Source organism: Lysinibacillus piscis (assembly GCF_026012395.1).
GTDB lineage: Bacteria > Bacillota > Bacilli > Bacillales_A > Planococcaceae > Lysinibacillus > Lysinibacillus piscis.
In genome coordinates, this window is record NZ_BRZA01000002.1 from 648,590 (window position 1) to 674,531 (window position 25,942).

25 protein-coding genes are annotated in these 25,942 nt (G+C 38.7%); 20 read left to right on the forward strand and 5 right to left on the reverse strand.

Going from position 1 to position 25,942, the window contains the following annotated elements; all coding sequences use genetic code 11:
• Positions 1–19: 19 nt before the first annotated feature.
• The 3 genes from nspC to OPF91_RS09750 all read right to left on the reverse strand — a co-directional run bounded on the left by nspC (position 20) and on the right by OPF91_RS09750 (position 2,740).
• A complete protein-coding gene (gene nspC / locus OPF91_RS09740) occupies positions 20–1,159 on the reverse strand; it encodes a carboxynorspermidine decarboxylase (protein WP_264988556.1) in 1,140 nt (379 codons plus the stop codon).
• Positions 1,159–2,385, reverse strand: coding sequence for a saccharopine dehydrogenase family protein (locus OPF91_RS09745; protein ID WP_264988557.1), 1,227 nt, complete (start codon positions 2,383–2,385; stop codon positions 1,159–1,161). The genes nspC and OPF91_RS09745 overlap by 1 nt, the downstream gene beginning before the upstream one ends.
• 145 nt (positions 2,386–2,530) lie before the next feature.
• Entirely contained in the window at positions 2,531–2,740 is a 210-nt protein-coding gene (locus OPF91_RS09750; protein WP_264988558.1) for a hypothetical protein, read from the reverse strand.
• A 142-nt stretch (positions 2,741–2,882) separates the two neighbouring features.
• On the opposite strand from OPF91_RS09750, the gene OPF91_RS09755 reads away from it, so the two are divergent.
• Positions 2,883–3,620 carry a tetratricopeptide repeat protein gene (locus OPF91_RS09755; RefSeq protein WP_264988559.1) on the forward strand — a complete coding sequence of 246 codons (738 nt, stop codon included), beginning with the start codon at positions 2,883–2,885 and terminating at the stop codon, positions 3,618–3,620.
• A gap of 51 nt (positions 3,621–3,671) precedes the next feature.
• Here the strand turns inward: OPF91_RS09755 and OPF91_RS09760 are convergent, their stop codons facing one another.
• Positions 3,672–4,718: a Cj0069 family protein gene (locus OPF91_RS09760; RefSeq protein ID WP_264988560.1), complete on the reverse strand. Its 1,047-nt coding sequence runs from the start codon at positions 4,716–4,718 to the stop codon at positions 3,672–3,674.
• 366 nt (positions 4,719–5,084) lie between these two features.
• Here OPF91_RS09760 and OPF91_RS09765 point away from each other — a divergent pair, with 366 nt between their 5' ends.
• The 12 genes from OPF91_RS09765 (at position 5,085) to OPF91_RS09820 (ending at position 18,642) form a co-directional block, all read left to right on the forward strand.
• A complete protein-coding gene (locus tag OPF91_RS09765; protein WP_264988561.1) occupies positions 5,085–6,410 on the forward strand; it encodes a PepSY-associated TM helix domain-containing protein in 1,326 nt (441 codons plus the stop codon).
• Positions 6,411–6,541: 131 nt separating this feature from the next.
• Positions 6,542–7,990 carry a sensor histidine kinase gene (locus OPF91_RS09770; protein ID WP_264988562.1) on the forward strand — a complete coding sequence of 483 codons (1,449 nt, stop codon included), beginning with the start codon at positions 6,542–6,544 and terminating at the stop codon, positions 7,988–7,990.
• Positions 7,987–8,673 (forward strand): response regulator transcription factor, encoded by a 687-nt coding sequence (locus OPF91_RS09775; protein WP_264988563.1) that lies wholly within the window; start codon positions 7,987–7,989, stop codon positions 8,671–8,673. Before OPF91_RS09770 ends, OPF91_RS09775 begins: the two co-directional genes overlap by 4 nt.
• A 13-nt stretch (positions 8,674–8,686) precedes the next feature.
• Positions 8,687–9,355 carry an ankyrin repeat domain-containing protein gene (locus OPF91_RS09780; RefSeq protein WP_264988564.1) on the forward strand — a complete coding sequence of 223 codons (669 nt, stop codon included), beginning with the start codon at positions 8,687–8,689 and terminating at the stop codon, positions 9,353–9,355.
• A 182-nt stretch (positions 9,356–9,537) separates the two neighbouring features.
• A complete protein-coding gene (locus OPF91_RS09785; protein WP_264988565.1) occupies positions 9,538–10,155 on the forward strand; it encodes a hypothetical protein in 618 nt (205 codons plus the stop codon).
• A gap of 398 nt (positions 10,156–10,553) precedes the next feature.
• Positions 10,554–11,624, forward strand: coding sequence for a hypothetical protein (locus OPF91_RS09790; protein ID WP_264988566.1), 1,071 nt, complete (start codon positions 10,554–10,556; stop codon positions 11,622–11,624).
• Positions 11,625–11,884: 260 nt separating this feature from the next.
• On the forward strand, positions 11,885–12,838 hold the full coding sequence (locus OPF91_RS09795) for a nuclease-related domain-containing protein (protein ID WP_264988567.1): 954 nt from the start codon (positions 11,885–11,887) through the stop codon (positions 12,836–12,838).
• Positions 12,839–13,033: 195 nt separating this feature from the next.
• Positions 13,034–13,453 (forward strand): MarR family winged helix-turn-helix transcriptional regulator, encoded by a 420-nt coding sequence (locus OPF91_RS09800; RefSeq protein WP_264988568.1) that lies wholly within the window; start codon positions 13,034–13,036, stop codon positions 13,451–13,453.
• An 11-nt stretch (positions 13,454–13,464) separates the two neighbouring features.
• Positions 13,465–14,664, forward strand: coding sequence for an MFS transporter (locus OPF91_RS09805; RefSeq protein WP_264988569.1), 1,200 nt, complete (start codon positions 13,465–13,467; stop codon positions 14,662–14,664).
• 161 nt (positions 14,665–14,825) lie between these two features.
• Positions 14,826–15,692 (forward strand): iron uptake system protein EfeO, encoded by an 867-nt coding sequence (gene efeO / locus OPF91_RS09810; RefSeq protein ID WP_264988570.1) that lies wholly within the window; start codon positions 14,826–14,828, stop codon positions 15,690–15,692.
• A 6-nt stretch (positions 15,693–15,698) separates the two neighbouring features.
• Positions 15,699–16,946 carry an iron uptake transporter deferrochelatase/peroxidase subunit gene (gene efeB / locus OPF91_RS09815; RefSeq protein ID WP_264988571.1) on the forward strand — a complete coding sequence of 416 codons (1,248 nt, stop codon included), beginning with the start codon at positions 15,699–15,701 and terminating at the stop codon, positions 16,944–16,946.
• On the forward strand, positions 16,921–18,642 hold the full coding sequence (locus OPF91_RS09820) for an FTR1 family iron permease (protein ID WP_264988572.1): 1,722 nt from the start codon (positions 16,921–16,923) through the stop codon (positions 18,640–18,642). Before efeB ends, OPF91_RS09820 begins: the two co-directional genes overlap by 26 nt.
• Before the next feature lie 75 nt (positions 18,643–18,717).
• On the opposite strand, the gene OPF91_RS09825 is transcribed toward OPF91_RS09820, so the two are convergent.
• Positions 18,718–19,530, reverse strand: coding sequence for a pentapeptide repeat-containing protein (locus tag OPF91_RS09825; RefSeq protein ID WP_264988573.1), 813 nt, complete (start codon positions 19,528–19,530; stop codon positions 18,718–18,720).
• Between the two features lie 191 nt (positions 19,531–19,721).
• Here OPF91_RS09825 and OPF91_RS09830 point away from each other — a divergent pair, with 191 nt between their 5' ends.
• The 7 genes from OPF91_RS09830 to OPF91_RS09860 all read left to right on the forward strand — a co-directional run bounded on the left by OPF91_RS09830 (position 19,722) and on the right by OPF91_RS09860 (position 25,924).
• On the forward strand, positions 19,722–19,949 hold the full coding sequence (locus OPF91_RS09830) for a PH domain-containing protein (protein ID WP_264989138.1): 228 nt from the start codon (positions 19,722–19,724) through the stop codon (positions 19,947–19,949).
• Positions 19,950–19,987: 38 nt separating this feature from the next.
• Complete coding sequence (locus OPF91_RS09835; RefSeq protein WP_264988574.1) at positions 19,988–20,845, forward strand: patatin-like phospholipase family protein; 858 nt, start codon at positions 19,988–19,990, stop codon at positions 20,843–20,845.
• Positions 20,846–20,874: 29 nt separating this feature from the next.
• Positions 20,875–21,510, forward strand: coding sequence for a DUF3885 domain-containing protein (locus tag OPF91_RS09840; protein ID WP_264988575.1), 636 nt, complete (start codon positions 20,875–20,877; stop codon positions 21,508–21,510).
• 31 nt (positions 21,511–21,541) lie between these two features.
• On the forward strand, positions 21,542–21,766 hold the full coding sequence (locus OPF91_RS09845; protein ID WP_264988576.1) for a DUF2651 family protein: 225 nt from the start codon (positions 21,542–21,544) through the stop codon (positions 21,764–21,766).
• A 180-nt stretch (positions 21,767–21,946) separates the two neighbouring features.
• Positions 21,947–23,887: an N-acetylglucosamine-specific PTS transporter subunit IIBC gene (gene nagE / locus OPF91_RS09850; protein WP_264988577.1), complete on the forward strand. Its 1,941-nt coding sequence runs from the start codon at positions 21,947–21,949 to the stop codon at positions 23,885–23,887.
• A gap of 131 nt (positions 23,888–24,018) precedes the next feature.
• Positions 24,019–25,164 (forward strand): N-acetylglucosamine-6-phosphate deacetylase, encoded by a 1,146-nt coding sequence (gene nagA / locus OPF91_RS09855; protein ID WP_264988578.1) that lies wholly within the window; start codon positions 24,019–24,021, stop codon positions 25,162–25,164.
• 49 nt (positions 25,165–25,213) lie between these two features.
• The gene (locus tag OPF91_RS09860) at positions 25,214–25,924 is read left to right on the forward strand and encodes a sugar isomerase domain-containing protein (protein WP_264988579.1); all 711 of its coding nucleotides are present in this window, start codon (positions 25,214–25,216) and stop codon (positions 25,922–25,924) included.
• Positions 25,925–25,942: the final 18 nt, after the last annotated feature.

Genomic DNA, 25,942 nt, shown 5'->3' on the forward strand with positions numbered 1-25,942 from the left:
CTCTAGCACGCTTTTTCTACTATGATAGTCGCCCACTATAATCCTCAAATTGGAATTGACGGATGACTTTAATCCCTTCTTCATCGTTATAAGAAGCGATTGCTGGCAAATTCACACCGTTAAACATATGCGTTTTTACCATTGAATAGTGTGCCATATCTGTAAAGACAAGGCGGTCACCTGGTTTTAATGGTTCTTCAAATGAATAATCCCCAATCACATCGCCAGAAAGACATGTTAGCCCACCTAAACGATAAGTATGGGCGAATTCATTTGCTTGTCCAGAGCCGATAATCATCGGACGATAAGGCATTTCCAGTACATCTGGCATATGACATGTTGCAGATGTATCTAAAATAGCAAGATCCATACCATTTTTCTGAATATCTAAGACTGTAGCGACTAAATAGCCTGTGTTTAAAGCAATGGCTTCACCTGGTTCAAGGTAAACAAGTAAGTTGTACTTCTCTTGAATACGATTAATGATAGATACAAGCTTTTCCACATCATAGTCATCACGTGTAATATGGTGACCACCACCGAAGTTCAACCATTTCATTTGATGTAAAGCATCACCGAATTTTTCCTCAACTACTTCAATGATACGCTCTAATGTATCTGAGTTTTGTTCACACATAGCATGGAAGTGTAAGCCATCAATACCATCAAGCTGTGATGGGTCAAAGTTTGCAATCGTTGCGCCAAAGCGAGAGTTTGGTGAACAAGGGTCGTAAAGCGCTGTTTCAATCTCTGAGTATTCAGGATTGATGCGAATACCACATTCGATCGCTTTCCCAGTAGCTTTCACCTTATCCTTGTACTTCGCCCATTGACCAAAAGTATTAAAGACAATGTGATCGACATAGCCAAGTAGCTCGTCCATCTCATGCTCCACATAGGCTGGCGCATAGACATGTACCTCTTTGCCCATTTTTTCATAGCCAAGTCGTGCTTCAAATAGGGAGCTTGACGTAATGCCTGCTAAATACTCCCCAACTAATGGAAATGTAGAATGCATCGAAAAGCCTTTCAATGCAAGCAGAATACGACAGCCTGTACGATCTTGAATCGACTTTAATAGCTCTAAATTTTTTGTTAATAAACGTTCGTCCACTACAAAAGAAGGAGATGGCACTTTTGAAAAATCGATGGGTTTCATTAGTTCAATTCCTTCGCATCTAAGTCAAGATCTAATAGCTCAGGGTTATGACTTTCTTGCCATGGTAGACCCCATTTGTTTAACGCATCCATGAATGGGTCTGGATTGAAGTCTTCTACATTCCAAACACCAGGCTTACGCCATTCGCCATTCATTACTAACATGGCACCAATCATAGCTGGTACACCAGTTGTGTAAGAAATCGCTTGTGAGCCCACTTCTTTATAGCATTCTTCATGGTCACATACGTTGTATACATAGTATGTTTTTTCCTTGCCATCTTTTAATCCACGAATAATACAACCGATATTTGTTTTACCTTTTGTACGTGGTCCAAGTGATGCTGGATCAGGAAGAACAGCTTTTAAGAAATGGATTGGCTGAATCATTTGCCCTTCAAATTCGATTGGCTCGATAGATGTCATACCAACATTCTCCAATACACGTAAATGCGTTAAATATTTCTCAGAGAATGTCATCCAGAAGCGGATTTGCTTTAAGCCACGAATGTTTTTCGCAAGAGATTCTAATTCTTCATGGTAAAGAAGGTAAATATCTTTTGGTCCGATTTCTGGTAAGTTATACACTTCTTTTTTCTCAAGAGGTGCTGTTTCTACCCATTTGCCTTCTTTCCAGTAACGACCATTCGCTGTAATTTCACGAATATTGATTTCTGGATTGAAGTTTGTAGCGAAATGGTAGCCATGGTCGCCAGCATTTGCATCCACGATATCGATGTAATGAATTTCATCGAATTCATGTTTTTGGGCATGTGCTGCGAAAACGCCTGTTACACCTGGATCAAAACCACTACCAAGTAGTGCTGTTAAGCCAGCTTTTTCAAACTTTTCTTTATAAGCCCATTGCCATTTATATTCAAATTTTGCCGTTTCAGGTGGCTCGTAGTTTGCTGTATCCACGTAATGTACACCCGTTGCTAAGCAAGCGTCCATAATTGTTAAATCCTGATAAGGTAATGCAACATTAATGACAACATCTGGTCCGAACGATTTAATTAGCTCGATCACCTCTTCTGTATTGTCTGCGTCTACCTGTGCAGTATGAATTTTTGTTTTTCCGCCATCTAATTTTTCTTTTAGAGCGTCACATTTTGAAACAGTTCTACTTGCGATACAAATCTCCTCGAAGACGTCCGAATTTTGAACACACTTGTGTACCACAACGCTAGCTACACCGCCAGCTCCTATAATCAATGCTTTACCCAATTGTCTACCCCCAAGTTCGTAGTATAGTATTGTCAAACAAGCTGATTATACAGAAAATCGAAGTACTACTCAATCATTGTTTCAAAAATTTCTACAAAAAAATTTATTTTTCTACAATCTGTTGTCAAGATAGCAGAAAAACGCTTTAAAATTCATCGACTTGCTGGACGAAAGAATGCTCTTCAAGCTTCCATACACTAAAAAAGATAAATAAAATAACATTAAAAGAAAGTGTGACGAGTATATAACTACTGAGGGCTATTTGTATGTGACTTTGCAAAGCGTAGATGAAAATAGCGCCTAATGTTAATAAATTTCCTGAGATGCAAGCCAGCCATGGAATCATTTTTTGCATAAAAGCCCCCCCTAATTGATAATATTTTAAAATTATCTCATAATTCTGACTATTTATCTAATACTTTTTCTTGCAAAGAGATGGTACACTACTAAGTAAAGTCTACATAGGTTATAGATGAAAGCGAGGTCACCAATTAGAAATGACACAATTTGAAGAATATGTCCAAGAGATCAATGAATTATTTATTAATGGACATGTAAAAGAGAGCTATCAATTGGCTAAAAAAGTAGTGACTGGGGCACTTGCGACAGACGAGCAGTCTGTTTCGATGCTGCAACAACATATAGCTTTACTAGAAGCGAATGGCTATGCCAATATGCCAGAACCGACGGCAGAAAAAGTAAAGCAGAGTGTGGAGCGGGCAGACGAGTCCTATCCTGAGCGTGATGTATTAGCAGCTTATATTGGCAGTCAGGATGAAGCGCAGTTTGGTCGAGTGGTGGATGAATTACTGGCTGGTTCAAGCGAAGCGCAGGCAAATGCGTATTATACGATGGCGGAATTTTTTGCTCTAGCGAAGGAACAGGAAAAAGCGATGGTACAATATGTAGAGGCGATAAAACTTCAGCCGAATAAAGCGTTATACTGGGGTGCTTTTGCTCAATATGTACAGCGTAGTGAGGAGAGTCCGTACTTAGCGTTACGTCTTATTGAAGAGGCGATACAATTAGATGGTATGAATCCACGCTGGCATTATATACAAGGTAATATTTTTTTCCAGCTTGTGACAACGACAAAAAATTTAAGCTATGTACCAGCACTAGAAGCAGCATGGGGTAAAGCGAAGAAACGTTGCACAGCGAAACAGGTCGCTTTAAAATTAGCGATTACCCAATCGATAGATTTATTCACACAATGGCAGAAGCAATTGTTATAAATACATGAAAAATGCGAAAAATCATAAAGCCGATTTTTCGCATTTTTAAAATTAAACAGTTGTAGCCGTTTGTTCAGCAAGATAGGTGATGATTTCCTCTGCAACTTGATGTGCTAAAGAAAGCTCAGATGTAAAGCCTACACAGGAGCAATTCATTTCTCCTAAAATGTAGCAATCCTCACCAGCTTCGTTTGTATCAAGCATAAAATCTGCTGTCCAAATTAATGGTAAAGCATAATTGCCTAATAAACGTGTCACAAGTGGTAGCTGTGTCAGGAAATTGTCGACAAGTGCTTGCCATGCTTCAGGCGCATCATAGCGATACTGTGCGCCTGAGAACAGTGTGGCACTAAAGGCATCCTCTGTGTCGGCTGGTTTTTTATGTACGACATGGACAGGTTTATCTCTCAGCATAAAGAGGCGAATTTCACCTTCGACAATACGTGGTAGGAAGCGCATATCGATTAACATACCGTTTGTCCCTGTAATATATTGCTCACAAAATGTCATAAATTCAGCAAGTTGCCAATACTCCACATGATTATCCTTCGCCTCTGTGCACTTAATTTGTGCATCTAGTGGCACGGCTGTGAGACCCTCGGCAAGTGGCTCTACTAATTGTACACGCCAAATCCCCTCACCTGTTGAACCACGATTTTGTTTCAAGACTCTCTCTGTACTAGCTAAAGAAGTAGGGAACTGCGATTGAAAGGTCTCAACCGTGTAGTACGCAAATGTGTCATCAGGCACTAGGTTGGTAGATGTTAGCTTTGAGAGCACATCTTTTGAGCCATAGCCAATCATTGCCTCTGGATGTGGCATACCAATAACACCTACTGCACACAGCTCACGTAGCATATCGAAATATTCCGCTTCGTGCTGTAAATTTCCTGGGTTGATTCGTGACACATAGGCAATGCCATGCTCTTTCACATATTGAAAAATGTCCTCTCTTTTTGCCAAATCAAAGAAAATAACTTCCGCATCTTGCCCACGCTCTTTTAGTGCATGAACCATTGGCATCGTATCTTTGCGATAGCCATCAGGACCTTTATCTGTACCACCTTGTACCTCGAAAAAAATCACTTTCTTTTGCATCATGGGTGCCTCTTTCCATTTTCATAGTCACTTACTTCTTTATCATAAAATAACAGTCGTTTTTTTGTAAGTATAGAAATTGTAAATGTTCTCTGTAGATATGGCATAACATGTTGATTTTGATGGAAAAATGTGTAGAACATAATACTGCTGTAGTAACACTTTTTTTAGAGGAATTTAGCTTACAGGAACAAGCGATTGTAGCTGCTTATACAAACGTCTTAAAAGAAATACTAGGGTGAAAAAATAGTAGGTGATGATGGTACATGTCACACTTACTATTTTTTTATGTGGTACATTTCATTCTTATTTCACTTTTCTTCTATATAATTATTTTTGCATATTGAAAGAATAGGGGAATACAAGATGAAAAATACGCTTTACACACGATTTTGGCGACTGCATTTTTATGCTGCGCTATTTATTACACCATTACTTCTTTCGTTAACGTTAAGTGGTATTGGCTATTTATTTTATACGGATGTTGAAAATCAGCTTTATGACAACTATTTCTTCGGTGACAGTGGTAAAACGGAGAATTTGTCCATTGATGATGCTGTCAAACAAGCAGAGCAGGCATATGCAGGCTATCATACGATGAAAATTATAGAGCTAGAAGAGCCATATAATACAAGACTAACGATGATGAATGCAGATGGAGCTGAAAAATATCTATTTTTAGACGAACATAATCAAATTATCGGTGGGCAGGATGCAGCTTATACGTTTGCTAATATTATTAGGAATTTGCATAGTTCACTATTTATCGGTGGTACATTCGTCAATTATTTAGTAGAATTAGCGGCTTGCTGGGCGATTTTCTTATTGCTGTCAGGTGTATATATGACCGTAAGCGCCAAGCTGTTTAAGAAGACAAAGCAATCCAATAAACGTCAAACGAGTAGAAGAATTCATGCGCTGTTAGGTGTCATCATTACGATCCCGATGGTTGTCATTATCTTTACAGGTTTACCATGGTCAGCATTGATGGGGAAATTTATTTATTCTGCGGCACAAGAGCATCCTTCTATCGGTGTTCCTTTATTACAACAACAGCCTCCAACATCAGATATGAGTGAAATTCCGTGGGCAACACGTCAAGAAACAGCGCCGAGTTCACATGCGCATCATGGCGCGAGTGGGCATGTCGTAACAGCAAATCCGTATCGTCTAACGATAGAAAAGCTACAACAAGAAATCGATGGAATGGCTATCGCGAAACCATATGCCATTATTTATCCAATGACAGAGGATGGCGTTTATACAGTAGCGAAATCGAGCAATACAGGTGTCACAGGCTTAGATGTTAGCCCTTATGATGAAACAACGATGTATTTTGATCAATACAGTGGTGCTTTTATTGATAAAGTGGACTACGCTGATTATGGTATTTTAGCGAAATGGTTTACATGGGGAATCCCGCTACATGAAGGGCATTTATTTGGCTGGCCGAATAAAGTCATGAATTTATTAGTATGTATTGCCTTTTTAGTAGTGATTATTTGGGGCTTTAGAACATGGCTTTTACGCAAAAAACAAGGTCAGTTATCAGCACCACCAACAATGCATAAAACATTATCGATACCATTTATCCTTTTTATGATTGTATTAGGAATGATCATGCCGTTATTTGGTTTATCCTTGCTAATCGTAGTATTGGTGGAATGGATCATTCAGCGCTTCAAAAAGTAGCAAATCCGACGACTCCCGTTCTAAATTCAGGACGGGATTTTTTATGCTTACAACCTCGAAATAAAAATTTTAGCACCAGTTTATAAAATTTTAAGATTTATATGGTAAGGTGTTTGCACGGGGGGATTGTTATGTCGATTAAAACACGATTTTTATTATCTTATATAGCCGTCATGCTAATTGCCATCTTACTTTTCCTAGCAGCAGGGTTTTTATTTTCTTTTGCCGTTACAGGGGATGTTAGGGCGATTGAACATTTTTATAAAAAATCCTATGTGCAAAAACCTTTAACGTCGGCTGAGGAAAGTGCTTTTCTAGATTTGAAACTACTCGCTAAAAGGAGTCCAGAGCAATTATTGGATCGTGAACAGCTACAAAAAATTGAAGCACCTACAATTGAAATTGCTGTGAGGAAGGGTCAACACATCATTTACACATCAAAGGCTGACTATGAGCGAAGGCTACTGGCACATTTACCTGGCTTCGAGGCAACGAATATTAATACACGAGACACCATTATGCTAGACAATGCCTTTTACACATATGTGAAGTTTGATTTTTATTTTTCAGACCAAACAGAGGGCAGTATTTTCGTGTTACGCAAAGTCAGCTCCTATACTGAATTAACGAGGGAGCTATTACCGATTTTATTGATTCTATTATTTGTGATATTTATGCTCATTATCGGTTTGTTAAACTATGTTGTCTCAAGAAGTATCGTAAAGCCTATCTCTTCCTTAAAAGAAGGAGCAGAACGTATTAAATCGGGTGACTTAGATTTTGAGATTGTTACACAGTCAAAGGATGAAATTGGGCAGCTGAATCGTGCCTTTGAGGAAATGCGAATCAAGCTAAAAGAATCTGTGCAACTGCAATTACAGTATGAGGAAAATCGCAAAGAATTATTGTCTAATATTTCCCATGATTTAAAAACACCCATTACCGCAATTATCGGCTATGTAGAGGGCATAAAGGATGGTGTAGCGAACACAGAGGAAAAAATGGCTAAATATTTAACGACGATTCATACGAAAGCGAAAGATATGGATGTCTTAATTGATGAATTATTTTTATTTTCAAAGTTAGATTTAAAAAAAGTGCCTTTTACGATGGAAACGATTGATTTACAGCAGTATATGCGTGATTTTGTGGAGGAGGTCAATTTGGATTTAGTAGCGAGAGATATTCAATTGCAGTATAGGCCTCTGAGCAGCTCACTTTATGTGAAGGCAGACCGTGATAAATTAAGACGTGTATTAACGAATCTAGTCAACAATAGTGCAAAATATATGGATAAGCAGCACAAGCAAATTACGATTACGCTATATGAAAAAGCTGATGAAGTTGTGGTGGAAGTAAAGGATAATGGTGCAGGCATTGAGGCTACAGCTTTACCCCATATTTTTGACCGCTTTTATCGTGCAGAAAAATCACGTAATTCGGAGACAGGTGGCAGTGGGCTAGGCTTAGCGATTGCCAAGCAAATTGTATTGGGAATGAGCGGTACCATTTGGGCAACCAGTGAGCTAACGAAGGGGACAAGCCTATTTATTTCACTAAATAAAGGAGACAACGAATGAAACGTATCTTACTAATTGAAGATGAAGTGAGTATTGCTGAGCTACAGCGTGATTATTTGGAGATTAATGATTTCCAAGTAACGATGCAGCATCATGGGGAAGATGGGCTACAAGAGGCATTACAGGGCAGCTATGATTTAATTATTTTAGATATTATGCTACCAGGGATGAATGGCTTTGATATTTGTAAGCAAATACGGGCGGTGCATAATATACCTATTTTATTTGTATCAGCCAAAAAAGAGGATATTGATAAGATTCGAGGACTTGGGCTAGGGGCAGATGATTACATCACGAAGCCATTTAGTCCGAGTGAGCTTGTAGCAAGAGTGAAGGCACATTTAGCAAGATATGACCGTTTAGCTGGTAAGCAGGACACGGGTCATATTATGGCCATTCATGGAATGACGATTGATACATCTGCACGCAAGGTTCACATCAATGGAGAAGAGGTCGCTTTTACAACGAAGGAATTTGATTTACTCGTGTTCTTTGTCAAGCATCCGAACCAAGTGTTGAGTAAGGAGCAGCTTTATGAACGAAACTGGGGCTATGAATCAGCCGCAGATGTATCAACAGTCACAGTGCATATTCGCAAGCTGCGCGAAAAAATTGAACGAGACCCTGCTCAGCCTAAATATCTTGAAACGGTATGGGGAGCGGGCTATCGTTTTAATGTATAAGGAGGAGCTATAGATGAAACCTATCGTTGTTATTATTTGTGGTTTACTCTTTTTCCTATCTACACCATTACCAAAAGGGGGTGAGAAATTAGTGGAACAATTATTTGAGGCAGTCGAACAAGGCGATGTTCAAGCAGTCCAAGCTATTTTACAAAAGCCTGTTGATATCAATGCACAGGATGCCCACAAACGAACAGCCCTAATGAAGGCAACCTACAATCATGATGTAGCAATAGCAAAACTGTTAATTGAGGCGGGAGCAGACGTCAATAAGCAAGATGATATGTTGAACAGCCCATTTCTCTATGCGGGGGCGGAAGGCTATTTAGAAATTGTCAAATTAACAATTCAAGCTGGAGCAGATCCTAGCATTACCAATCGCTACGGTGGAACAGCGCTTATTCCTGCTGCTGAGCATGGGCATATTGCTGTCATTGAAGAGCTATTAATGAAAACGAATATAGATGTCAATCATGTCAACCGTCTGGGCTGGACAGCTTTGATGGAAGCGATTATTTTAAATGATGGCAATGCCACACAGCAACAAGTAGTACGTTTATTGATTGCCCATGGAGCAGATGTTAATATTCCAGATGATGATAACGTTACACCTTTACAGCATGCCAAAGCAAAAGGGTTTAAGGAGATTGTAAAATTATTGCAAGAGGCAGGTGCGAAATAGCAATGACAAAGTGAGGTGATCCATGTAAATTTCTCCTGCTATAAACTGTATCTCTCGAAAATATCTATATTACAGTTATTTGTATAATTTTATCATAAATTGTATTTGTTTGTAGAAAACATTCATTACTTACCTTTTATTGATATAATTAGATTTATCAAATAATAAAAGGCGGGGTAGAATTGAAAAAGATATTATCAGTAGTACTTATATTTTTTATAAGTATAGTTTTTTTAACTCCTAATGTTTTTGCTCAAGAAAACCAATTTACTGGACACGTAGCATCAGAAATCTATAATGAAAAGATAAAAGATTTCCAAAAATACATTGATGTTAGTGGGAATCTGATAGACTTCGATTACGAACAAGCAATTCTAGACGGAGCAGATCCTCAACTTGCTACTGAATTAAAAGAAACTTATGAAAAAGCTAATATTTACTTAACTGAAAATGAAACTGGACTACTTCAACAAAATGTTTTTTCCAGAAGTTCAGTTGAAAAAAATTGTAGTGGACAAAATAAATATGATGGAAATATGGTTGCTGGTACAATGTATATAGATTCTTGTAAAACAAATAAAATAATTGCAATAATAGCTATTGGTGGTGGAGCTCATGCAATCATGGCGTTTCTTCCATTTCCAGGTGCAGCTCCTGTATTTGGAATTGCCTCTGCCGTTTATGTAATAGGAGGGGGAATTCTAGCTTACAATAACGCTGATGGAACTGGTGTTAAGATTCGAATATTAGTAAATCCTATTACCAATGATTTTTATCCGTATTGGGTAAATCCACAATAAGAAGGCTGGTAACAATTATGAAAAAGCTTTTTTTTTCAATCATTTTTTTCATGATTTTTTCTAGTATTATTCTAAGCATATATTCATATCTCCATCCAGATCAAAAAAATGCTTATGTGGCATTGATTATTTCTTTGTTAATACTATCTTGTGTAATAGTATTAACGGTAGTATTTAAATGGATAAACAGAAAAAATCTTAATTAGACTAGGTTTCACACCATAGATAAAGCCATCGAAAACTTCTCGATGGCTTTTGTCTATGGTTTGGAATTTACTATCTTAAATTAATTTCTCTATTATTTAATGTTTTTTTAATAGTTTATTTAGAGGCAGTTTAGATGTTGTCTTTATCATAAGTTTTGTAAACAAATTACACATTAAAGGAGAATGAAATTTATGACATTTAAAAAACGAATTGTACCCGTTGCACTTGCTTTCTCAATTTTATCAGGAGTAGTTGCAGTCGATATACCAACCCGTGCAGAGGCAGCCGCTACAGAACAACAGGAGCAAGTAGCAAAAATGACAATGATTAAACCATTAAACACAATGACATTACAAATTACATTTAATCAGCCATTAGCTGCTGAAGATGTGGATCAAAATAATTTAGCTGCTATTAAAAAGCATTTTACATTTAACGGTGATTTAGAAATTGTCAATGTGCCTCGCTTAATGACAGGCGCTAAAAGCACATACATCGTTCCTGTAACATTCCAAGAGGATGATTTTATTTACACAGTAAGCTATAAAGAGCAACGTAACAAAGTGTTTGAAGGCACAGATGAAAAAGTGTTTGTACGTGATGCAGCACAAGTAACCAATGATACGCTGAAATTAGAATCATTTTTAGAAGATGGCGTTGTGGATTATGCCAATATTATCGAAGCATATCGACAAGGACGTGGCAGCTTAGCCTTTAGTTTAGATAAACAAAATCGAGATGCGAATGGTCAACGCTTCGACGTGATTTCCTCATTGCGTGATCGTTATGTAACGGTTAAAGGAAGCAATGGTGAGGAATTTGTAGCAAATTATGTACCATTTACACAGGCTGCTGATGGCAAACAAGCACCACAATTTAGACTACCTGCTGGTGAAACATTTAAAACAGGTGTAACTTATCGTGTGTATGCGGAATGGGCAGAGATTGATAACAAGAGCTTTGTAGCGAAAGTCATTGCACCATTAACGATTCAATCTGCGAAAACAGTGGATGAGAAATCTATTGAAATTCAATTAGCACAAGACCCACAAGCAGATTTATTAGCAGGCCGAAGTGTTGAGCTACAAGGTACAGATGGTAGTAAGCTTCAAGCACAATATCGCTATTCTTCAAGAAAAGGCACTATTGGTATTTTTGATATTACAGGTGGTACATTACAAGCGAACGTTTCATATAAAGTGCTACCATTAAACAATTGGGCTGCGGCAACAAATATTACGCTAACAGCAAAAAGTAATTAAAATATAGTTGGTTAGTCGTATTTTTAGGCTAGAAAAATTGATTTTGAATGCTCAGAATAGTAAGTTTTTGAGAACCTCTTTTTATGAGGTTCTTTTTTATCAAGGTTGGCATAGGTGTTTGAACACCCATACCAACCTTGATAAAAGCCCCGGCGGATGTCACGGATTTTGAAGAGGAACTTTTTCGAGCAAGCTCGAAAAAATCCGGACGCAATTACGCCCCAGCGCAATTGATATAATACTAGCAGGAGGTGAAGAGATTGATTCTTTTGGCACGACAACCATCAGAAACAAAGAAAATGTTGGAGGCATTGCTTTATCGATTGCCTGCTACACATCGTGATTATATGTATTATGAAGAACAGCTAAGACGCATACAGGCTGGCTTTGCGGGAGAGCAGCGTGTGGATGCAGAATGGCTGGAAATCGACTTACCTTTCCCACATTACTTTCTTCATGATTTACAAGTGACCAATCGCTTCGGTACATCCCATCAAATAGATACAATTTTGCTCTGTCCTCATTTTATTTTACTGCTTGAAATCAAGAATATTGCAGGTATGCTGAAACTTGATAAGGAATTTGCCCAATTTACAAGGACAACAATAGATGGGCAATTAGATGGTATGACCAACCCATTTTATCAAGTAAGGCGACATCAGGAATGGTTGACTTGGGAATTACAACAGGTACACATGACCATCCCAGTGCATCATGCTGTTGTGATGGCTACAAAGAAGGCGATTTTGTCGAATGGCTTAAGTGACCAAGCAATTTTTCATGTAGCGGGCCTACGTTACTATGTGCGAAAGCTACTACAGCAATATCCGAACGTGATGCTGGATGAAAAGGAGTTAGCCCAGCTCGCACAGCAGTTGTTGGCCAAACATAGGCCATTTCAGCGTAAACTGTCATTACCGTTGCAGGACATTCAAAAGGGTGTACTTTGTCCACAATGCTCAAATGGGCAACAGATGGACTATCATTATAAAAAATGGGTTTGTCGGCGATGTGGCTTGATTGATGCCAATGCTTTGCTGCGAACGCTAGAGGACTATCGCTTGCTAATGGGAGAGATGTTAACAAATCAAAGCTTTTGTACATTTTTCGCAATTGATTCTCCCAATATTGCTTATAAATTATTGAAGAAATTACCATTACAAGCCGTGGGAGAGAAGCGACACCGTCAATATTGGATTATGGAGCCAACATGAAATTGGGATTATGTTGGCTTTTTGGGGCGAAGACGGATAGAAATGTTAAAGTGACGGATAGAACCTCGAAACAGACGGATAAAATGCCAAAAGTGACGGATAGAAATTCAAAACAGGTGGATAGCTCTGGACAAAGAGCTATTTTAGGTATATGGTTAGTTAGGGTAACTAATTAATTTCATGTGAGGTGATCGTTTGACACTAGAACAGGATTTTTTTAATGAATATCGCTTACTATACAGACCTTTCATTAATCATATCAATACGCTATTAGGAAAATATCAATTATACAATTCGCAATGGGCGGTTTTGAGGCTATTACATGACAAAGGACCACATTCACTCGTGACCATTGCACACTTTATGTATATTGAAAAGCCAAGTGTGACAAGGCTTGTACAAAAGCTGGTAGAGCTTGGCTATGTGGAAACGATGACAGGGCAAGATAAGCGAGAAAAGCTTGTACAGTTAACAACAAGTGGTGAACAAGTTGTACAAGAAATTCAAGCGTATTTAAAGCCCTATTTAAAGGAAGCATTAACAGGAGTTTCCGAGCAAGAGATGCTGATTGCAACACAGGTGTTAGCCAAAATATGTGCGAACATCAATAGATAGGAGTAAGACAAATGGAAACAACAAAACAAAAATTATGGACAAAAGATTTTTTAATCGTCTCCTTAATTAACTTTACAATTACACTCATTTTCTTCTTATTAATGGTGACAATTGCAGGCTATGCGGTAGAGCATTTCCATGCATCGACAAGTACGGCAGGGCTTGTATCGAGTATTTTTATTATTGGTACGTTAATTGGTCGTATCGGTACAGGGCGCATCATCGGGAGTGCAGGTAGCAAAAAAACATTATTTGTTGGGCTACTATCCTTTATGTTATTGACAATGGCTTATTTCATTGCGATTAATTTACCATTATTAATGCTCATTCGTTTAGGACAGGGGATTGCACTTGGTATAGCAAGCACGGCAACAGGAACGATGATTGCACAAATTTTACCGCCACAGCGACGTGGAGAAGGGATTGGCTATTATAGTTTAAGTGCCATCTTAGCGACAGCGATTGGACCGTTTGTAGGCATTTTATTAACACAAATGTTTAGCGATTACCGTATGATTTTCGCTGTTGATTCTGTGTTGGCGGTCATATGCTTCTTCATGTACTTTATTGTTACTGTACCAGCCTCACCTACGAAAGCGAAAGCAGTTACAGAAAAAAGTGGCTTTCAACTCTCTAATTTTATTGAAATGCGTGCCTTACCGATTGCCTTTGTGGCTCTTGTTATTGGTTTTGCTTATTCAGGTGTGATGTCCTTTTTAACGTTTTATGCGAAGGAGTTAAACTTAGTGACAGCAGGTAGCTATTTCTTTATCGTTTATGCGATTGTCATTTTAGTGACACGCCCGTTCACAGGTAAGCTACTTGATACAAGAGGCGCTAATATTGTGGTATATCCATGTCTTATTATTTATGCACTTGGTATGTATGCATTTAGTACAGCTACAACCAGTTTTGTGCTCTTATTAGCAGCGGCAGGAATCGGGATTGGCTACGGAAATTTCAATTCTGTAGGACAAGCTGTAGCCGTCAAGGTAACACCACATGAGCGATTAGGACTTGCGACATCCACTTATTTTATTTTATATGATACTGGTTTAGGTGTCGGGCCTTATGTCTTAGGTTTATTTGCATCAACAATGGGCTACAGTAAAATTTTCTTGGCAATGGTCTTTGTTATTTTAGTGGCGATTGTGCTGTATTATTTTTTATATGGGAAAAATGAAAAAACAAAAGAAGTACAAATTTCGTAGATTAGAATCATTATATTGTAGAAAAAACGATATTTTGCTAGTTTTCTGTATAAGGGAACTGCGAAATGTCGTTTTTTGCTTTAAATGAAAATAGCGCTTGCATTCAATTATGATAATCATTATCATTTTCATGTAAACTAATGCGGAAGTAGGTATTTATTATGAAATATAAATCATTATTATCAGTGCTTGTTGCGGGTGGCGTGTTAATGGCTGGCTGTGGTGATACAGAGGAAGCAAAAAAAGAGGATAAGCCAGCAACAGAGCAAGCAGAGCCGGCAAAAGAGGTTGATTTATCGGCTGAATTAGCAGCATATAAACAATTTGCACTTGAGCAAATGGATCAGTTTTTAATGGAAACAGAAAAATTTGTGAATTTCGTGAAGGCTGGCGACATGGAAGGGGCAAAAGCGACTTATGCACCTGCACGTATGTATTTTGAACGCTCTGAGCCAATTGCAGAGAGCTTTGGTGATCTTGACCCACGCATTGATGGGCGTTTAGCAGATATTCAAGAGGAAGGTAAAGGAGAAGAAGAGTGGACAGGCTATCATAAATTAGAGCATGCACTTTGGGTAGAAAATACTACAGCAGGTTATGAAGCAGTAGCAGACCAATTATTAGCAGATGCGAAGGAATTACATGCTTTAGTACAAACAGTAGAAGTGACGCCTGATTTAATGATTACAGGGGCAGTAGACCTGTTAAATGAAGTATCTACATCGAAAATTACAGGTGAAGAGGAAATTTATTCCCATACCGATTTATATGATTTCAAAGCCAATATCGAAGGTGCTGAAAAAATCTTTGACATTCTGCGCACGAAATTAGAAGAAAAAGATGCAGCATTAGTTACTACATTGGATGAAAAATTCAAAGCAGTAGATGATTTATTGGCAAAACATGCAACAGCTGATGGTGGCTATGTGTCCTACGAGGCGTTAACAGAGGATGATACAAAAGCATTAGCAGCGGCTGTGAATCAGCTTGGTGAACCTTTAAGTCAAATGGGGATCATTTTGGAGTGATAATAGATGACAGTGTCAAAAGATGATAAATGGACAGAGAAAAAAATCTCTAGACGTGAGATGTTAAAGCTAACAGGTGTCGGTATGGCAGGGGTAGCTATTGGTGCTTCAGGTCTAGGCGGCGTTATGAAAGCGATGGGCTATGAGCTATTAGAGGATGATAGTACAACGGCCCAAAATAAAGTGAATTTTTATGGTCCACATCAATCTGGCATCGTGACACCTGTACAAACGCATATTTACTTTGCTTCACTGAATGTGTTATTGACATCGAAGCAGGAGCTACAAGAGTTGTTCAAGCAATGGACACCTCTTGTTGTGCGTTTAATGAATGGAGAAACGATGGTAGAAGCGACAACGAATACGCGTGTGCCAACAGGGGATACGGGAGAAGCAGCAGGACTGGATGCGGCGAATTTGTCCATTACAGTGGGCATAGGTCCTTCTTTATTTGATAAATTGGCTATGCAGCATTTAAAGCCTACAGCACTTCAGGATTTACCACATTTCCCAAAGGACCAGCTCCAGCAGGAATGGACAGGTGGTGATTTATGTATTCAGGCTTGTGCGGATGACCCACAAGTAGCGTTCCATGCCGTACGTAATTTAGTGCGTGCAGCCTCTGGTAAAGTGGAAATTAAATGGTCGCAAGCAGGCTTTAATTCCTTTCCAGCAAAAGGAGGCACACCACGCAATTTATTTGCCTTTAAAGACGGTACAGGCAATCCGACCGATGTGCAGGAATTAAAAAAGGCTGTATGGGTGGATAATGGTTGGTTAAAAGATGGTTCTTATTTAGTCGCACGTAAAATTCAAATGCATTTAGAAACATGGGACCGTACATCATTAAAGGACCAAGAGGCAACATTTGGTCGTCATAGGGATAGTGGTGCACCTCTAGGAAAAACGCAAGAATTTGATGCCTTTGATGTAGAGGAGAAGGACAGTAATGGCGAATATCTTATGCCTGATACGTCCCATACGCATTTAGCGCGTAAATCAGGTGTGCAAATGTTGCGCCGTTCTTATTCATACGCATCTGGTGTAATGTCGAATACAGGTGCGCATGATGCGGGCTTATTATTTATTTCCTTTCAAAAGGATCCTGCGCAATTTATTGCTGTACAAAATAGCTTAGGGCGTATGGATAAGTTAAATGAATATATTACCCACCGAGGTAGTGCCGTATTTGCATGTTTCCCTGGTGTACAAAAGGGGAGTTATTTAGGTGAAGCACTTTTTAATGCACTGTAGTCTTATCATGGTAATATTGCTTGCTTTTACACTGCCTGCACAGGCGGCACAATCCTATAGTCAATTCTATATTGCGATTAGCGATGCGCTGATGAACACAAAGCAAGACAAGGAAGCAGAGGCAACACAGGCGCTGACACAATTTACGGAAGCATGGGCATCTGTGACTTCTGAGCAAAAGGACGCAAAGGCAAAAGTAGATCAAGCACTTGCGAAAGCTGTACAAGCAACAGTTAAAGAAGAGCGTTTAGCCGCATTAATAGAGCTATCAAATGCTTTACGTCATTTAGAAAAGCTTGAAAACCCTGTTGATGAGGCAGCACAGCGAGCAGAATTTGGTCAAAAATTCAAGCCTGTGATGACGACATTTGAAAAGGCGTTGGCAAGTGGTGATGTAAAGGCAATTGATCAAGCCTATAAGGAATTTAATGTACGTTGGAATAAAAATGAACGGCCTGTACGTGAGCAAAGCATTGCTATGTATGGGCAAATTGAAACACAAATGGCATTTATTCGCATTGAATTAGCTTCAGAGACACCTGCTATTGCGACAATTGAAGCTCAATATGCCGATGTGAAACAAAGCATTGAGGATTTTGTAGCGGGACATGATACAGCCAAAGTGGTAGAGGGCGATTATTCTTTAGCGACATTAATTGCCTATATTGATGAAGCAAATGATTTTATTGATGCAGGAGATTACAAGGCAGCTTCTAATAAAATAAAAGATTTTATTCGTATATGGCCAAGTGTGGAGATTGATATTTCGACACGTAATGGTAGTCTGTATACAAAAATCGAAAGCGATATGCCGATCATTGTCAGTGATTTATTAAAATCGAATGTGGATGTGCCGACTGTACAAAATAAGCTGCAAACATTTCGTACAGAAATTGAATTAATACAGGGAAATTCAGATTATACATTATGGGACGCTGCTTTGATCTTACTGCGTGAGGGCTTAGAAGCATTGCTGATTATTTTAGCCTTAGTATCCTTTTTAGAGCGCTCAGGACAAAAGGCAATGCGTCGCTGGATTTATATCGGGGCATTAGCAGGGATTCTACTATCAGCCGTTGCTGCTGTACTGATGTCCACTGTTTTTCAATCGGCAACAATCGATATGAACAGGGAATTGATGGAAGGCTATGTGGGCTTACTTGCTGCTGCGATGATGATTGGTGTTGGTATCTGGCTGCACAGTAAATCCAGTGTAGCAAGCTGGAATCGCTATATTGCTAAACAGCTTGGCCAAGCCATTTCTAGTGGCTCTGTCCTTGCGATGGCGATGATTAGCTTTTTATCTGTTTTCCGTGAAGGAGCAGAAACACTCGTCTTTTATGCAGGGCTTGCCCCTAAAATGGCAACTTCGCAATTTGCATTAGGAATTGTCGTAGCACTTGTGATTTTAGCGATTTTCACGGTGGTATTATTGAAAGCCAGTGGTAAAATACCAATTCATCGCTTTTTTGCAGTGGCAACCGTACTCATTTATGTACTTGCCTTTAAAATTATTGGTGTGAGCTTGCATACACTGCAATTGCGAGATACGATATCCACAACAATTGTCGATGGCTTACCGATTGTCAATTTCATCGGTTTTTACCCAACTGTGGAAACGATGGTTGGTCAAGGCCTTTTACTCGTACTTGTTTTAGCAACCATTGTATATAAAAAGAAAAATAGCTCTTCTTGATGGTGTTGGCCTCAAAAGTTAGTTTTGATACTAACTTTTGGGGTTCTACTACCTATATGGAGAGCTATTTTTAATTTACTGCCAATGAACTGGGCGTTTAATATAGTAAGGAAGCTTTGTTTGGCTATTGCCTCGTGCAGAATTGATTTGCATTTGCGTGAGGAAAAGACTGGTCGATAAATCTGTTCCACGTAGGTCAGCATCTCGTAAATCAGCACCAATTAAATCAACACCACGTAAATCCGCCTGTTGTAAATTAGCTGCAATTAAGTAAGCGCCTCGTAAATCCGCTTGTTTTAAATTTTTTCCCTTTAAATTTTTGCCCATCCAATCAACCCCTCTAAAATTGGACTGGCTTTGTCGAATTTGTTGACTTGCTTCCGATAATAGTGCATTGACAGGCTGACGATAGCTGACAATATCCAATTTCTCCAATTCATCTGCATCTAGCTCAGTCGCATTCTGTAAGGTTGCTAATTGTGCTTGTAGTTTTTTAGTAAGCTGTGGTGGGAGCTTGTAGGCTAAAGCTTCGGCTACATAAGCAATCATTTCAAATAGCTGTTCCATTATAGGGAAGGCACGAAACATCGTGTCTGCGATTTCAGGGTGTTGTCGCCAATCTTGCCCATGAAATGTTTGTTGCGATATTTTTTGGCCTGCACCTAAGCAGTCAAAAACAGTGCAACCTTTAAAGCCTTTGTCACGAAGTTGATGGTGAATTTGACAGCGAAAATCTATTTGTAAATTAGGGCAGGGTGTTCCAGCAGGCTTATTGAGAGCAAAGTCACTAGAGGCTGTAATGGTTAACGCGGTACAGCATAGCCCAAAGCATTGCTGACAATCTGCCTGTAAATTTTGACGGAGTGTTGTGTAATCAGTGCTTGTCATAGGAAATAATTTGTCTCCTTGTGTTTATTTTTCCTTATTTTAACGTACTTATAGAAAGAACGAAAGTAGTGTCCAAAATAATAGGGGTGATGATTGGTATATTTTGTTGAATGATACTATAATGTAGGAAAATAAGAAATGACGGTTTATTTCACTATCCGACATTTGGTGCAGGTGGCCAGCGCAAAGGCATATTAGCTGCAACTAATCAGCGTCTATTCTTTTATACCAAATATATGGATAGTGAAACATTTGAGGAATTTGCCTATGATAAACTGGATTCAATTGAGGCTAAGAGCGAGCTATTGAGTGGTGCAAAAATTATTTTCTACCATGAGAGTGCTCGTGAAAAGATTGCGCATATTCAAGAGGGTAATATCGAACAATTTGTAGCAAAGGTGCAAGAAAAAATTGGCTAATAGCTGTGTTTTGTGAATGTAGAAAGAAGTGTGGAAGGATGTTACAGGTCAATGTTCAAAATGCGAGTTTAATTTTAGAAGGGGGCACATTTCGGACTGTCTTTAGTTCGGGTGTTTTAGATGCCTTATTAGAACATCATATAATGATGCCCTACGTTGTGGCGATTTCAGGCGGTGCAGTCAATGCTTGCTCCTATGTTTCTCAGCAAAAGGAGCGTTCTTTGCGCGTGCTGACAGATTATCGACATGATAAGCGTTATATGGGACTAAAAAACTTTGTCAAAGAAAAGAGTTTATTTGGTTTAGATTTCGCCTATAATGTGATTCCAAACCAGCTTGATTTATTCGATTGGGATACATACCAGCAATATGATGGAACATTGCTATTTGGTGTTACAAATGCTTATACAGGACAGGTGGAATATATGGATGCAAAACAGATGGACCGTGCTTGTATAATGCTACGTGCAACCTGTGCCATCCCGATTTTATTTCCTGAAATTAAGCTGAATGACACGCCTTATTATGATGGCGGTTTAGCTGAGCCAATACCCATTCAACATAGTGTAGAGCAAGGATTCCAGAAGCACGTACTTGTGCTGACACGTCCAAAGGGTTATCAAAAAAAGATGGATCGTCAAAGTAAATGGGCGATGAAGCTACTCGCCAAACGTTATCCTAATTTAGTGACGAGTATGCAAAAACGTGCTGCACATTATAATGCCTCTTTAGCCCTGTGTGAGCAGTTAGAAGCAGAAGGAAAAACCTTTATCTTTCGTCCAACAGCACCTTTAAATAGCTTTGAAAAAGATACAATGCAAATGAAGAAAAATTATCAAATGGGCTATGAACAAGCGATACAGCAGATGGATGCGTTGAAACGGTTTTTACAGTAAGGGTTAGAAATTAAAAAAGGTGTTTAGACATGCAGTTTAAAAAATTCATGCAAAAATATTATAATGGGTTAATGTTATGGTCCAACACGTATCATTATTGGCATACAGGTATCCATGTTGAGCTAGGTCATAATGGAGGCATTGATCAAACTCACAATGACCACAAGCGTTCTTTAACGAAATTTCATATTTTGTATCAACAAGTAGCTGAAATGAGTGCGCTCTTGTTTAAGGAAACCGATGAAGTGATTGTAGTGGTAAATTCGTATCCATATTTAGCCCAGAAAACAGTGTACCCAAATTTTTTCAGGCGCTATGTAAAAGACCAAAAGAAAAAGTATAAGGTACGTTTACAAGACCATCACTGGCAATATGATGAGGACACTGTGTTTGTTCAACAAATGGAGCTATTTTGTAAAGTGTCAGATTTAAAATTAGCGCTACTTTTAAAAACATGTATTCATGAAGATTTTCGTCATCAATCACCACGTTTAAACAGTAGGCATAGTATGTTTGCTCCCGATGTGTTTTTGATAAATGTTCGTACAAAGAGTATTTTCCATTTGTATGATGATAGGGGCTGTGAAATAATGAATGTGGACAGAACATGGCATAAACATTTAGTAGACTATTTGGCAGAGTGGGACATACAAACTAAGCCATAATTTGTTTTAAAAATAGAAGGAGCTGGAATAGTTGGAATTTGTATTTGCTTTTTTATTTTGGCCGATAATTGTAGTTATCTTTTCGATTAGTAGTTTCTTTTTAGTGAAAAAATGGTTTATTGCGCCAATTATTACCTGTGTTATTTTTGTTATACTCACCTATACAATTTTTAACCCTACTTTTCTTTTTTGGACAGTTATTTATACAATTTTATCACTTTTAGTGAGTATTTTGCTATTTTTTAAATATAAATAAAAATTCCTCTAAGCCACTATTGCCAATGGTTTAGAGGATTATTTTTTTGTGAGCGTCACAAAAATTTAAAAAAACTATTTATTTTTTTAAAAAGTCGGAATATAATAGTTACTAACTTGTTGAAAACGCTTTTTTAAAAAGTGGTCTAGACAACTATACCAAAAAAGGGGAGGAAAAAAGATGTTCGCTTTTTTACAAAAGATTGGTAAATCATTAATGTTTCCAATCGCAACCTTGCCAGCAGCGGCGTTATTACTACGTTTAGGCTCTGGAGATTTACTTGGTGCAGTACCAAATGAAGCAATTCAGTATATTGCTAGTATTATGGCTGCTTCTGGTAATGCAATTTTAGGTAATTTACCTATTATTTTTGCTATTGGTATTGCGATGGGCTTTGCGCATGATAATAGTGGTGGTGCAGCACTAGCGGGTGCGATTGCACAGCTTGTATTAGTAGCTGTATTAGGGGCTGTTAATGCAGACTTAAATATGGGTGTATTTGGTGGTATTATTTCAGGTATTACAGCAGGGCTATTATATAATAAGTTTTATAACGTTAAGTTCCCAGAGTGGCTATCATTCTTTGGTGGACGACGGTTTGTACCCATTATTACCTCAGTAGTCATTACATTATTAGGCGCAATTTTAGCTGTTATTTGGGGACCAGTACAAGATGGTATTGATGCAGTAGGGAACTGGATTATCGGTGCAGGTGCACTTGGTTATAGTGCATATGGTTTCTTAAACCGTTTATTAATTCCAGTAGGTTTACACCATGTTATTAATACAGTTGTTTGGTTTGATTTTGGTGAATTTACGAATGCAGCAGGAGAAGTTGTTAAAGGGGATATTAACCGCTTCTTAAATGGAGATACTACAGCAGGATATTTCCAAGCTGGTTTCTTCCCGATTATGATGTTTGGTTTACCTGGTGCATGTTTAGCGATGTATTTTGCAGCGAAAAAGGAAAAGCGTGCTGCAGTTGGTGGGATGTTTGTATCGATTGCGCTAACAGCCTTCTTAACAGGTGTTACAGAGCCGATTGAATTTACATTTATGTTCTTATCACCAGTATTATATGGTGTACATGCTGTCTTAACAGGTGTTTCACTTGCGGTTGCACACGTTATCGGCTTCCGTGATGGCTTCGGCTTCTCGGCTGGTTTAATGGACTGGTTATTAAACTTTGGTTTGGCAGATAAACCATTGATGTTATTGCCATTAGGGCTTGCATTTGGAGCAGTTTATTTCGTAATTTTCTATGTAGTGATTAAAAAATTAGATTTAAAAACACCTGGTCGTGAAGATGATGAGGAAGAAACAGAGGGCGCTTCAGCTGTAACAAGTGACTTAGATGTTCGTGCTTATCATACAATCGAAGCATTAGGTGGACAACAAAATATTAAACAAATTGACTACTGCACAACACGTCTTCGTTTAACAGTGGGTGATGCAAGTCAAGTAGATGATAAAGTTTTAAAACAAACAGGCGCACGTGGTGTGATGCGTATTAGCAAAACAAATGTGCAAGTAATTATTGGTACATCTGTAGAATTTTTAGCAGAAGCAATGAAAGAACGCTTGAAAAAAGGAAATCCAGCACCTGCTAATGTAGCATTACAACAAGTGGCATCAACGCCAGAACAATCAGTAGAGGCAACAATTGCTTCAAGTGATTTTGAAATGCCGATTACAGGTGAGCTATTGCCACTATCTGAAGTACCTGATGAAGCCTTTTCTTCAGGCATGATGGGACCTGGCTTTGGTATTAATCCACAAGATGGTACAGTATATGCACCATTTGATGGTCAAGTTGTGATGATTTTCCCAACAAAACATGCGATTGGTTTAAAAGCTGATACGGGTGTAGAAATTTTAATTCATGTTGGATTAGATACAGTGAAGTTGAATGGGGAAGGCTTTGAAACACTCGTAACAGATGGTCAAATCATTCAACGCGGAGATGCTTTAATCAAAGTAGATTTAGCAAGTATTAAGACCCTCGTGCCGTCTCTTGTAACACCTGTTATTTTCACAAACTTAACAGGGCAAGAAGTTAAACTTGAGAAATCAGGTTACCAACGAGCAGGCTCTTCGAATATTATTTCGATTAACAAGTAATGACAGGAGCCAAAGTCATCATGACTTTGGCTTTTATCTTAGTTCAGCAGGTGCATGAGGGAATTCCTGCTGAGTTAAGATAAAGCCTTTAAATAAAGGCATAACCATTTCATCATTAGGAGATGTTTCATATGGATTTAGTAATTCGCAACATCACAGTTGTCAATGCAACAGGGCGAGATGAGCATGTGGATGTATTGCTACAAGGTGGAAAGATCGTACAAATTGCACGAGGCATTGAGGCAGAAGGTAGACAACAGCTAGATGGTACAGGAAAATTTTTGTTCCCTGGTTATATTGATATGCACATTCATGGCTCCGCACAAATGGACACGATGGATGCGACAGATGAGAGTCTCCATACGATGGCGCAGTCACTTGCCAAAGAGGGCACAACTAGCTTTTTAGCGACAACAATGACACAAAGCTTTGATAATATTGAGCAAGCGCTTGCCAATGTTGCTCAATTTGTGCCACGCGCAGATGAAGCAGAAGTATTAGGCGTTCACCTTGAAGGGCCGTTTGTTTCAAAAAAACGAGCAGGTGCACAGCCTGTAGAGTATATGGTGCCATTAAATATCGATGTATTTATGAAATGGCAAGCATTGAGTGGCTATAAAATTAAAGAAGTAACACTTGCGCCTGAGGAAGCACAAAGCCTAGAGGATGTACGAAAAATTGCGCAGAGTGGTGTGGTTGTGTCCATTGGTCATTCCGATGCAACCTTTGAGCAGATGGTAGAAGCCGTTCAGTATGGTGTGACACAAGGTACTCATTTATACAATCAAATGCGTCCATTCCACCACCGTGATCCAGGTACAGTAGGTGGGGTGTTATTACAAGAGGCTGTAAAGGCAGAAATGATTGTGGATTTCATTCATATGCATAAGGATGCTGCACAATTAGCGTATCGTTTAAAAGGAGCAGATGGCATTATTTTAATTACAGATGCAATGCGTGCAAAAGGGATGCCCTATGGTGAGTATGATTTAGGTGGTCAAGTCGTTCATGTTACAGAGCATGGGGCTCATTTAGCAAACGGTGCACTGGCAGGCAGTATTTTGACAATGGATCAAGCTGTGCGTAATATGCAGCTTGTGACGAATTGTTCATTGGAAGAGCTTGTAAAGATGTCAAGTTACAATGCAGCTGAGCAGCTATCTTTGGCTAATAAAGGACGCATTGCACAAGGGGCAGATGCAGATGTACTTGTGCTGGATGCGCAGTTAGTTGTCCACCAAACGATTAAAGCGGGAAAAATTATTTACGAAGCATAATTCATTGTTATGCTCGTTTCTTTTAATTGAGTAACAGGAGGAGAAAGAGATGAACGCCTACTTTCAACAAGTAAAACGCTATTTGGAGATGGTGGAAGCACAGGAAGGCACGCAAATTGCCAATATTGCGCAGCAAATTGTACCACGTCTTGAAAAGGGCGGCATTATTCAATTATTTGGTTCAGGTCATTCGATGCTATTAGCACAAGAGTCGTACTACCGTGCTGGTGGTCTTGTACCGATTAAGCCAATTCAAATTGAGCCATTAATGTTACATCAAGGTGCATTACAATCATCAGAAAATGAAAAACAGCAAGACTTTTTAGCTCCTTATAAAGAGCAACTGCATTTTGAACAACATGATATATGTATTATTATTTCGACTTCAGCTAGAAATCCAGTGCCAATTGATATGGCACTGTATGCAAAAGAAGCGGGTATTTTAACAATTTCATTGCAATCATTAGTTTATCAAGATCAATCATCACGTCACCCATCTGGTAAAAGATTGGAGCAAATAGTGGATGAAGTGTTAGATACACATGTACCATTAGGTGATGGTGTGCTAACTGTGGAACAATTGCAATATGCACCAGTTTCCACGGTATTGGGCGCTACGATTTTAAATGCTTTGTTTGCAGAAATAATTGAGCAAATGAACAAAAATAAGCAAATGTTGCCTGTGTTTAGCAGCAGTAATTTAGGTACGACAAACAATGATGAGCTCATTGCAAAATATGGCCATCGAATTGATTTTTAATAAAAAAAGAAGGGTTAG